This window comes from Psychrobacter sp. Ps6, assembly GCF_022129235.1.
Lineage (GTDB): Bacteria > Pseudomonadota > Gammaproteobacteria > Pseudomonadales > Moraxellaceae > Psychrobacter.
Map to the genome: position 1 here is coordinate 347,938 of NZ_JADQAI010000002.1, position 11,695 is coordinate 359,632.

The window sequence follows — 11,695 nt, forward strand, 5'->3', positions numbered from 1 at the left end:
TAAAGCCTATTTTGTTAAGGTAATATTCCTTAAATTTTGAGACTTGCACATGGAAGAAGTAAAAGTAGGCAGATTAGGACCTTTTCCACGGGTGAGTAAACCTGTGTTTATTACCTCGTCACTGTTGATCGTTGGATTTATTATTTTCGGTGCGCTTTTCACTGAAACAGCAGGGGCCGTTTTTAGTTTTTTACAGAATTTCATTACCGATAAGTTCGGTTGGTTATTTATTATCTTAGTGAATACAGCGCTCGGGCTTTGCATTTACTTAGGAATGAGTCGCTATGGTGATATTCGTTTAGGCAACCAAACGGAGCGACCGCAGTACAATCTGTTTTCTTGGATTGGTATGTTGTTCTCTGCTGGTATTGGTATTGGTCTCGTCTATTGGGGTACAGCGGAGCCGTTGTATCACTTTATGGCGCCACCAATGGGCGAGGCCGAAACGGTTGAAGCTGCAAAGCAAGCGATGAATATCTCATTTATGCATTGGGGTCTACACGCTTGGGGCATTTATACGATTGTGGCACTGTCGTTAGCGTATTTTCATTTTCGCCGCGGTTTGCCTTTATCGATTCGCTCAACCTTGTATCCTTTACTCGGCAAAAGAATCTATGGTCGCTGGGGGCATACGGTCGATATCTTGGCTGTGTTCGGTACGATGTTTGGTGTGGTCACCTCACTTGGGCTTGGAGTGATGCAGATCAATGCTGGACTTGAGAAACTATTTGGCACGCCGAATAGTCTCACTGTACAGTTCGGTTTGATAGCTTTCATCACAGCACTTGCAGCCGCTTCTGTTATGATGGGTCTGGACAAAGGTATTAAGCGCCTTAGTGATATCAATATCGGTTTTACAATCATTTTATTGGTATTTATGGTGGCTTTAGGGCCGACGCTCTTTATCTTTGATAGCTTTATCGAAAATATCGGTAACTATCTGACCGTGATCGTACCTTTGGGTACGTGGGGCGAGTCTTATAGTGGAACAGATTGGCAAAGTGCTTGGACGATATTTTATTGGGCATGGTGGGTGAGCTGGGCACCATTCGTTGGTATCTTTATTGCCCGTATCTCTCGTGGTCGTACCATCCGTGAGTTTACATTTGGGGTGCTATTAATCCCTATGCTTATTTTGTTTTTCTGGTTCACAACTTTTGGTGGCGTAGCTATTCACATGGAGCTGGCCTCTGCTGTGACAGGTATTAGCCCAGGATTGGTTGAAGCAGTACAAGCAGATACGGGTAGTGCAATCTTTAAGCTGGTTGAATACTACCCATTAGCTAAACCGATTACGTTAATGATTGTTGTCATGATTATGCTTTGGTTTGTGACTTCATCAGATTCGGCCAGTTTTGTTATTGACATGCTGACTGCTGGTGGTGATACCAATCCACCAAAGGTCCAGCGTTTGTTTTGGGCAACCACAGAAGGCATTATCGCTGCTATATTGTTAGCGGCTGGTGGATTGTCTGCTTTGCAGGCAGCTGCCATCGTAGCAGGATTGCCATTTGCTTTAGTGGTTTTTGTCATAATGTATGCGTTGTTGCGGGGCCTTAGCCGTGACCGTTTGATTCTATATCGAGCGCAGCAAAGCTTTATTACAGATGAATCAGCAGATCATAACTCTGCAGATGAGTTTGTTGATGAGCATTTACTCAAAGGCCCACCCAAGATTGTTAAGGGTGACTAAGCAGTAAAATCATTATTTTAACCGTTGTTCTAATCGTTAATAAAAGCCCCAATTTATTGTTAAATTGGGGCTTTTTTGTGGAAAATTATCATTCAGATTTATTTAGAAAAAGTGTAGTTTGACTAAAACAATCTTCAAAATGCCGTTACTATTTCTATACATTAGCTACTATTTTTTAAGGGCTATATTTGATAAATATCTTATATATTGGTATGGTGGCGCACTTTTTTTGGGGATATACCTATGGAACATGTAAAAGTTGGCCGATTAGGCCCTTTTCCGCGGGTAAGTAAACCTGTATTTTTGACGTCAGCAATTTTGATACTGGCGTTCATTATTTTTGGTGCTTTATTCAACGAACAAGCAGAAGTAGTATTTAACCAAGCAAAAGCATTTGTCTCTTTGCGCTTTGGGTGGTTCTTTATTGTCGTGGTCAATTTAACACTGGTCATGAGTATATATATGATATTTAGCCGCTATGGCGATATCAGACTTGGTCATCAGAATGAGAGGCCAGAGTACAATCTGATCTCTTGGGTTGGTATGTTGTTTTCGGCAGGTATCGGTATTGGGCTGCTTTATTGGGGCACCGCTGAGCCGTTGTATCATTTCATGGCACCACCATTAGGCGAGGCGGAGACAGTTGCCGCTGCCAAGCAAGCGATGAATATCTCGTTCCTACATTATGGTCTACATGTATGGGCGCTATATGGCATGGTTGCGCTATCGCTTGCATATTTTCATTATCGAGTAGGTTTACCACTGGCTATTCGTTCGACACTTTATCCAATATTGGGTAAAAAGATCTACGGCGGTTGGGGACATACGGTAGATACGCTCGCCGTATTTGGTACAATGTTTGGGGTAGTGACCACGTTAGGTCTTGGTGTCTTGCAGATTAACTCAGGTCTTGAGACGTTATTTGGTATACCCAATAATATTACGGTGCAGATTATTTTGATTGGTCTTATTACCATGCTGGCAGGGTTATCTCTGTTTATGGGGTTGGATAAAGGTATCAAGCGTCTAAGTGATACCAATATATTGTTCACTGTGATATTGCTAAGTTTCGTGATTATCTTTGGGCCTACGCAGTTTATTTTTAACAGCTTCGTAGAAAACATCGGTAACTATTTGCATCAAATCGTACCATTAGGTCTATGGACAGAGTCTTATAGAGGAGAAGAAAACTGGCAAGCGTCTTGGACGATTTTCTACTGGGCATGGTGGATTAGCTGGTCGCCATTCGTTGGGGTATTCGTTGCACGTATCTCTCGTGGCCGTACCATCCGTGAGTTTATATTAGGAGTGCTATTAATTCCTATCACGATACTGTTCTTGTGGTTTACTGCTTTTGGTGGTGCTGCGGTAAATATGGAGCTGGTGGCAGCAGCAGATCCTAATCTGGTTAGTCCAGGTCTGATAGAAGCTGTCCAAGCGGATACAGGTAGTGCTATTTTTAAGTTGATGGAGTCTTATCCATTGACGGGTGCAGTCAATTTGCTCATCGTGGTGATGATTGTCCTATGGTTTGTTACCTCATCAGATTCAGCCAGTTTTGTCATCGATATGCTGACATCAGGTGGTGATACCAATCCGCCAAAGATCCAGCGCTTATTTTGGGCAGGTTCTGAAGGTGTTATCGCAGCTGTATTACTAGCAGCAGGTGGTTTAAGTGCATTACAAGCGGCATCGATCGTTTCTGGCTTTCCTTTTGCTATTGTGATCGTCGTGATGATGTACTCTCTACTGCGCGGTCTCAGTCGAGATCGCTTAATACTATATCGCAATCAGCAATGGTTCACCACAGAAGAGTCAGCAGAGCATAACTCGGCCAATGAATTCCGTGATGAAGAATTGCTAAAAGGCCCACCAGCAGTTGAGAAAGATGCTTAAGCTTTAGAGTTTATTTTCTAGCTACAAAAACACCCAGCTTGTCATAAGCTGGGTGTTTTTTATGAATACTCAAAATATGTTTGGTAGTAAAAAAGCTTTATAGGTTAACTACATTCGCCTTTTGTATAACCGATGGCCTCAGGTATATTGCAGGCTGAACAAGCATTACCAGCAGTACGGTAGCTTATTACTGAGCCAACTGTCGTTTTTACACAGACAGGGTCATATTGCATGGTACACATGGTGCTCTCAGAGTGAGAGGTTGGACATTGGGTCAGCGTGTTTTCAAGCATTTGGCTATTATTGTTCGTGCTTGATTGAGCATGCACAGTAGTGGGCGTAGCTGTATTAAGTGTAGAGCTACAAGCTGTCAATGCAAGTACCAATGACAATATAAGTGATGATGGTTTCAGTACCGAAAGTCGTTTGGATAGATTTTTTTGCATGATTACATTTCCTTAATAATGGCGTTCGATAGCGTCCTGCTATCGCTCGTGAGCGTTATTGTGATATTGGTAAAGCGCTTAAAACATTATAATATTTAATCGATGGCTGTCTACTCAATCATTTTGCACAAAAAACCCAAGCTTAATTTAGCTTGGGTTTTTTGTGTACTTTATTTGCTACTCTCTTAATAAGAGAGCATCTAAACGGGCGAGATTGGCTTATTCAGCTGGTTTGTCGTCTTGGTTTAGCTGCACGTATTTATCAAAGTTCTGTGCATAATCTGTCAAGTTGTCGCTTAACATCTGGCGATACTGTTTGACATAAAACTCGACGATATCGTCTTTTTCTTTGGCAAAATCATCGCCTTTCACGAAGCCAATCGAGGCAACAGAGGCGCTATAGCGTGCGGCAGCATACAACAAAGAAGCACCTACTTGTCCTGAATGGGCATCAGGGCCTAGCTGACTATTGGCGACACCGATGATAGCATCAGCACGTTGGTAAAATGCCTGCATTTCAGGGGTGATTTCAATGCTTGCATCCACATTGTTGTCTTGAGTGTTGCTGTCTTGAGACATAAGCTGCTCCTAATAATAAGTGTCGATAATTTTAGTATATAAAGACGGTTTGTAAATGATTCAACGTAATGACTCTTATAAACCAGCGTCTGCTTTTAAGATATCAGCTTTGTCTGTTTTTTCCCACGTAAAGGCAGTTTCTGAGCCTTGACGACCAAAATGTCCAAAGGTAGCCGTCTGCTGATACATTGGTTGCAACAGGTTCAGCATACGAGTGATGCCATAAGGACGCAAATCAAAGTGAGTACGAATCAGGCGAATGATCTCATCGTTACTGATTTTGCTCGTACCAAAGGTGTTGACAGAGATAGACGTTGGCTCAGCGACACCAATTGCGTAGCTCACTTGTACTTCACAGCGATCAGCAAGACCTGCTGCGACGATGTTTTTGGCCACATAACGTACGGCATAAGCAGCACTGCGATCTACTTTTGAAGGATCTTTACCACTGAATGCGCCGCCACCATGACGCGCCATACCGCCGTAAGTATCAACGATGATTTTACGACCCGTCAAACCTGCATCACCAACTGGACCGCCAATGACGAACTTACCTGTTGGATTGATATGGTAGCGTGTACCAGCATGTAATAGGTCAGCCGGTAGCACTTGCTTGATGATAGACTCCATGATCGCTTCTTGCAGATCTGACTGCGAGATGCTTGGATCATGCTGCGTCGATAGGACAACGGCATCAATTGCAGATGGTGTATTACCTTCATATTTTAGAGTTACTTGCGCTTTGGCATCAGGACGGAGCCAAGGCAGCTCGCCTGCACGGCGCAGCTCAGACTGACGCTCCATCAAACGATGGGCATATTCAATAGGGGCTGGCATCAATACATCAGTTTCATTGCTGGCGTAACCAAACATTAAACCTTGATCGCCTGCACCTTGCTCCTCAGGGTCATGACGATCGACACCTTGAGCAATTTCAGGAGACTGCTTACCCAGCATATTGATAACGGCACAAGTCTCGCCATCAAAACCCAAATCTGAGTGGTGATAACCAATGCCATTGACCGTATCGCGTACCAGACGCTCTAAATCGATATTGGCGGTAGTGGTAATTTCACCTGCAAGTATGACCGCGCCTGTTTTCACCAAGGTTTCGCAGGCCACACGTGCATGCAAATCTTCACGTAAGATAGCATCAAGGATAGCGTCTGATATTTGATCAGCCATTTTATCGGGATGGCCTTCGCTCACAGATTCTGAGGTAAATAAGTTGTATTCACGCATAATGGGGTCGCTTAATTGCAGGGACTGTAGTTGACAAACTCAGTCATTATTAAATGTATAAAAAATAAAAGACGAAAACGAATCAAAAAATTAGCATATTTTACCGTGTATCGAGGCAAAACTCTAGCAATGGATGGTGTTATGAGGTAACTGGTTATGGATTAAGGGCGGTAGAAGTCATCAATATGACTATTTTTTTGCCAACGGAATTCAGTGTGTTGTGCAACTTGATGGGCTGTATCGACGCCATGTCTATCAGCGATAAAACCAAGTGCCATATCCATGCCTGCACTAACCCCCGATGAGGTATAAAACTTACCATCGACCACCCAGCGTGCTTGCTTGACCCAATCAACTTGATTCGACTGAGAAACCACCCATTGCCATGCCAGTTTATTAGAAGTGGCCTGGTTGCCATCTAATACACCACTTTTTGCCAACAAAGCGCTACCAGTACAGACGCTCAGTACCCAATCAGCCTGATCAGCGAGGATTGTGAGCGTTTGCAAAAAAGAGAGGTCATAGACTAGCTGGCGCGTACCAAATCCACCTGGCACTAAGACAATATTCGTTTCATACGCTAACGCTGCGGTTGCAGTCGTTTGCATCGCCACGCCATGCTTGCTGTGAATAACACCACCAACCATCGAGGCAAACTGAATGCGATAATGCTCAGGCAAGCTCCCAAACATCTCAACTGGTCCGAATAAATCTAAGGTTTCAAAATCGTCAAACACTAGCGCAGTAATCGTATGCATGTGGCATCCTTATTTGAAAGTATTTTTTATAAAGACAAGCCATCACGTTAAGGTCGCCTTGTCATTACAGCATCAACGCTCTATCTGTTCATAAAACCAAAACACACATTACTCAAATGCTAAGCAGTCAATACTCAAACAGCAAATCGCCTGTGCTTATTATAATTCTAAAAACGTCGCCTTGTCTTTAAACATACATTCTTCATAAACGGGGCAAGCGCCGCATTGTGGCGTACGTGCTTGGCAGGTATAACGCCCGTGCAAAATAAGGTAATGATGCGCATCAACGATAAAGTCATCGGGTATACGCTCGACCAGTTTGTTTTCGACGATAAGTACGTTTTTACCAGTGGCGAGCCCAGTACGATTGCCCACGCGGAAAATATGGGTGTCGACCGCCATGGTTGGCTGACCAAAGGCAGTATTCAACACTACGTTGGCGGTTTTACGCCCCACACCAGCCAATGATTCTAGGTCTTTGCGGTTGTCAGGGACGGTACTATCAAATTTCTCAATCAAATCGCGGCAGGTTTTGATGACATTTTTGGCTTTTGCATTATATAAGCCAATATTTTTGATATACGATTTGAGGCCTTCTTCACCCAGTGCCAGTATGGCTTCAGGCGTGTTCGCCACGGGGTACAACTGCTGGGTAGCAATATTGACGCTCACATCAGTCGCTTGTGCAGATAAGATAACCGCGATGAGTAGCTCAAAATTACTACCATAATTGAGCTCGGTGACAGGCTCATCAATCGTCGCTGCCAACTTTTCGAAAAATGGACGTACATCGCGATTGGGCATTCTTCTAGAGGGCGGTGTATCGGCTGTTTTATGTTTGACCGTTTTACTCATGGTGTTTTAACTATTATTTTAGTGAGTGATGTTGCAAAATTATATGCTAGCGATGGCATTTATATGAGTTATTAAAGTATCAATCACGTAATCAAAGCGTTACTTGTAATGATTCGAGCTCTGCTTGCAAGCCTTCAAGCTCCATTTGTTTTTTATCATTGGCGCGCACGCTGAGCTGCTTTTCTAGTTTTTTGATTTTGGTACGTAGTTTAGCCGCTGCAATGGTATTCTTTGCTTGTGCTTCGCTGATATTTAGCGATTGGCTCGCTGCATTGTTGAGCTTGGCCTCTACCATGCTGACCACAGGTTTGCTATTGCTGGTATCAGCCAATTGTTCTGTCACGCGTTTAAGATGCGTGTGGTAGCGCTGTCTTAAATCTTCTTGTTCAGCTACTCGCTCAGGAGGAGAAAGCTCGCGCTCAACGACGACCAAGTCGATACAATCAACAGGGCAGGGTGCGATACATAGCTCACAGCCTGTGCACAAATCGGTAAAAATCGTATGCATGTGTTTGCCAGTACCGACGATAGCATCCACTGGACAAGCCGGAATACATTTGGTGCAGCCGATACAGTCGTCTTCACGAATTACAGCACGAACCTCTGTTGGACGTCCTGATGTCATGTCTATCGGCCATTGTGATGGCGCGGCTGTTAGATGAGTATCTATCCCAATTGTTTGAGCAATCGCATCAGTCACGGGTTGACCGCCAGGCACACATTTATTGTATGGCTCACCCTCTAATACGATAGCAGCTGCATATGGCAAGCAACCATCTGGATGCTCACAAAGTCCGCATTGCGTTTGCGGTAGACAAGCATCAACGCGTGCAATTTTTTCTTGTACATCATTTGCCAGAGTGTCAATGTGCAGCGACTTAAACAATATCGGTAAGTCTGCCAAGCGTGTCTGTTCACTACTTTGAGGATGGGTGTCGGTTTGGGACATGGTATTACTGGCCTTAGTATCGGTCATCATTAGCGATTGTCACTTATGTCTGTAAGTGGCTAGGTAGATAAGTGACTATTCATTGCATGTTTTATAGGCAAATTATGGGTCTTTATACTGACGTTCTATGTCAAATGGTCAATGACCCAGACGTGTTGATCGCTGTTGCGCTGCGAAGATTAACACATTTAAAGCCGTAAAACATCAGGGTCAAAAACCTAGTTAAAACGTTAAAGTATAAGTATAAGAGCAATGATATCGTGATGCATTTATTCTGGAAACAATGAGCGCTTTCGGAATGTCTACTTACCAAAACGCTTAAGGATAAAATCAATCAATAGATGCATGCGATGCGGCATGTTATCACGGTCGCGATAAAGCATCTGGCAGCCTCTAGGTTGGTTATTCCAATCAGGCAATACTTGTTGCAAACCACCTAATGTGATCAAAGGCTGTGCATCATAATCGGGGATGAAACCCAGACCGATACCATCCGCAATAGCCCTCGTTAGTAAACTAATATTATCAACTTTTAGACGTATATTGTTTGTTGGCTGATGCGTCTGTACCTCGCCCGTTGTACGATGCTGTAGATGCCAAGTAGACATAGGGGTGCACAATACCGTAGGGTAGCCTGCTAAATCATTGGGCGCTTGGATACCAGAGACATCGATATCGCTGGCTGCACAAATGATAAAGCGAATATTGGTCAGCTGCCGCCCAATCCAGTGATCGGCACTGTGTTCACCAATGCGAAAAGCGATATCAATAGCTTGCGCGTCGATATCAATGGTTTGGTTGGACAGACGCAAATCTAAATGGATATCTGGATATTGCTTTAAAAAAGCATTGAAATGCGGCGCTAAAATATCACTACCAAAATTGACAGGGGCGCTGATTCTGATTGTACCTTTGGCCTCATTTTTATCTTGTAGTAAGCAAAACGCAATGTTTTCTAATTCATCAAACAGATGGGCGCTGCTTTTATAATACTGTTGCCCTGCATGGGTCAATTGTACACGGTGCGCGTCGCGATTAAGCAACCTAAGTGCCAGATCTGCTTCTAGTTTGGCAACGCGGCGACTCAATGTCGATAGGGGCATATCAAGCATTATAGAGGCTTGGCGAAAGCTGCCGTAGCGGACAACCGCGCAAAAACTGCGCATGTCATCGAGGGAGTAGTTAAATTTCATATTCGGAATCTATGCTCTCGTTATTGCTTGTTTATACCGTATTTAAAATATATACACTGGTGGTTATCTTTTCGCAAGTTTTTTGGATGTAATATGAGCCGTTCAGCGAACACCACCGCCGTCCTATATTTATTACTGTGTACGTTTCTCTGGGGCGCAAGTTTTCCTGTTGGCAAGCATGCCTTGAGTGAAGTAAATGCATTAACCTTAGTCATGTGGCGCTTTAGCATTGCCTCGGTGTGTCTGTATCTTTATACAAAATATAAGCACATGCCAATCCCTAATCTCACACCCAAACAATGGGCGTGGGCGATTGGTGTATCCATCATTGGTGTTGGCGGCTTGAACTTGGGCTTGTTTACGGGGCTTGAACAGACCAATGCTAACAACGGTGCGTTGATTATGGCGCTTAGCCCGCTAGTGACCTCTTTGATTGGCTCTATAGCGCAGCGACAGTTTCCTACCAAAGGCGCGCTGTTTAGTTTGGTGGTTTGTCTCTCTGGCGTACTGCTGGTACTGACCGATGGCGCATTTGCCAAACTGCTAGGGTTTGAATTTAACCACGGCGATCAAATGATCTTTTTAGGTATGCTGTGCTGGAGTCTCTATACTTATCTGACTCAAGGAATCAGCCGCTGGATGCCGATGATTCCTTATACCTTGGTCGGTATGCTGTCCGGTCTTGGGGTGATCTCGCTTATGGTGTTATTTAGTGCAGAGGTACATCCACTGCAAGAAAGCTTAGCCATCAGTGGCAGTGTCTTTGGTGACCTGATATTTATTGGCGTCTTAGGTACGGTTGGCGGTTATCTACTATGGATATCAGGCGTTAAGCAATTAGGCGCTGCTAATGCGTCATTATTCTTTAATTTTGTGCCCGTGTTTGCTGCGCTTACGGCCTTTGCTTACGGTCAGCAAGTGACTGCTTTACAATTATTAGGCATGGCGATTGTGATTGCAGGGCTATTGATACCCAGACTCGTAAAATGGCAACATCAACGCCTGACTGTCCATAATGTCTAAAGTAAGACGCAGTAGGCACTGACATTAGTCGCTAAAACGAATTATCAGTGTCAGTGTCAGTGTCAGTGTCACTTAATTTTACAACAAGATACCTTGTTCTTTGGCAATCTGATCGATCAATTCTCGAGCGATACTGCCCTTTGGCGGAATCTTGGGCAGATTTGAGAGATCAAAAAAATCAGCATGCGACAGCTCATCTTCTTGAATGATGATATCGCCACTGGCATAAGAGGCACGGAACCCAAGCATTAAATTGGAGGGAAAAGGCCAAGGCTGACTGCTTACATAGCGAATATCTGCCACGCTGATATTGACCTCTTCTGCCACTTCACGTACCACTGCATGCTCTAGGCTTTCACCGACCTCAACAAACCCTGCGATCAAACCATACATGGGCGGCAGTTTTTGCTGTCCATGTCGATGGTGGTGCGCGAGTAAGATTTGCATTTCACCTGTCACTGGGTTTGGGCGAGTGATAGCGGTAATCACGCACGGCTGCACGCGAGGATACTGGCGCAGCTGGCATACTGGACAAACCATGGCGCGCTCGCCTTGGTCAGCATGTACGGTAGGACTGGCACAGCGACTACAGAACTGCGTATCTGCTTGCCACCTTAGTAACTGTATCGCTTGGCTGATCTGATCTGATAGGGCGACAGGCAGATGGGGCATTAGCTGTCGATAAGGAACAAACGTATCAGTACTGCTTTCGGCGATGATAGGCAGCGTCACGTTATGAGCGACTGCGTAATCATAAGTCATGGCAGTAGTGGACGGCGCAGTGAAAGTTTGGTCATTGTTGTGACTGATCAAATCAGCTGAAAGGCTACTAATATCATTATCATCAGATTGCCAATGATTTGGCGATAGACCCTCATGTAGCGTCACGTGACCGAGCCGATAAGCTTGCTCGTCTGAACCAGTACTACTCTGTGGTAGTTGGATTTGTAATGGCCACCAACCATCTGGCATTTGACGGCATAAAACGGTGTCATCACTCAATATAAAAGCATGGGCCATAAAAAATTCCAAACAATTTGAAGCAAGTCCGTATCGATTTA

11 protein-coding genes are annotated in these 11,695 nt (G+C 44.2%); 3 read left to right on the forward strand and 8 right to left on the reverse strand.

Going from position 1 to position 11,695, the window contains the following annotated elements:
- Positions 1-49: 49 nt before the first annotated feature.
- Positions 50-1,693 (forward strand): BCCT family transporter, encoded by a 1,644-nt coding sequence (locus I3255_RS04120; protein ID WP_238037130.1) that lies wholly within the window; start codon positions 50-52, stop codon positions 1,691-1,693.
- Positions 1,694-1,936: 243 nt separating this feature from the next.
- Positions 1,937-3,589 carry a BCCT family transporter gene (locus tag I3255_RS04125; protein WP_238037133.1) on the forward strand — a complete coding sequence of 551 codons (1,653 nt, stop codon included), beginning with the start codon at positions 1,937-1,939 and terminating at the stop codon, positions 3,587-3,589.
- 104 nt (positions 3,590-3,693) lie between these two features.
- Here the strand turns inward: I3255_RS04125 and I3255_RS04130 are convergent, their stop codons facing one another.
- The 7 genes from I3255_RS04130 to I3255_RS04160 form a co-directional block, all read right to left on the reverse strand.
- Entirely contained in the window at positions 3,694-4,035 is a 342-nt protein-coding gene (locus I3255_RS04130; protein ID WP_238037134.1) for a hypothetical protein, read from the reverse strand.
- Positions 4,036-4,254: 219 nt separating this feature from the next.
- Positions 4,255-4,614 carry a DUF3144 domain-containing protein gene (locus I3255_RS04135; protein WP_101205642.1) on the reverse strand — a complete coding sequence of 120 codons (360 nt, stop codon included), beginning with the start codon at positions 4,612-4,614 and terminating at the stop codon, positions 4,255-4,257.
- A gap of 75 nt (positions 4,615-4,689) precedes the next feature.
- Complete coding sequence (gene metK, locus I3255_RS04140; RefSeq protein WP_238037137.1) at positions 4,690-5,856, reverse strand: methionine adenosyltransferase; 1,167 nt, start codon at positions 5,854-5,856, stop codon at positions 4,690-4,692.
- Between the two features lie 161 nt (positions 5,857-6,017).
- Positions 6,018-6,614: a DJ-1/PfpI family protein gene (locus tag I3255_RS04145; protein ID WP_238037140.1), complete on the reverse strand. Its 597-nt coding sequence runs from the start codon at positions 6,612-6,614 to the stop codon at positions 6,018-6,020.
- Positions 6,615-6,773: 159 nt separating this feature from the next.
- Positions 6,774-7,469 (reverse strand): endonuclease III, encoded by a 696-nt coding sequence (gene nth, locus I3255_RS04150; protein ID WP_238037142.1) that lies wholly within the window; start codon positions 7,467-7,469, stop codon positions 6,774-6,776.
- 91 nt (positions 7,470-7,560) lie between these two features.
- Entirely contained in the window at positions 7,561-8,418 is an 858-nt protein-coding gene (locus I3255_RS04155) for an RnfABCDGE type electron transport complex subunit B (RefSeq protein ID WP_238037145.1), read from the reverse strand.
- A gap of 302 nt (positions 8,419-8,720) precedes the next feature.
- Positions 8,721-9,611, reverse strand: coding sequence for a LysR family transcriptional regulator (locus tag I3255_RS04160; protein ID WP_238037148.1), 891 nt, complete (start codon positions 9,609-9,611; stop codon positions 8,721-8,723).
- A gap of 93 nt (positions 9,612-9,704) precedes the next feature.
- Between I3255_RS04160 and I3255_RS04165 the strand changes: the two genes are divergently transcribed.
- Entirely contained in the window at positions 9,705-10,634 is a 930-nt protein-coding gene (locus I3255_RS04165; protein WP_238037151.1) for a DMT family transporter, read from the forward strand.
- Positions 10,635-10,712: 78 nt separating this feature from the next.
- Here I3255_RS04165 and nudC read toward each other — a convergent pair whose 3' ends face one another.
- On the reverse strand, positions 10,713-11,654 hold the full coding sequence (nudC, locus tag I3255_RS04170; protein WP_238037153.1) for an NAD(+) diphosphatase: 942 nt from the start codon (positions 11,652-11,654) through the stop codon (positions 10,713-10,715).
- Positions 11,655-11,695 lie beyond the last annotated feature (41 nt).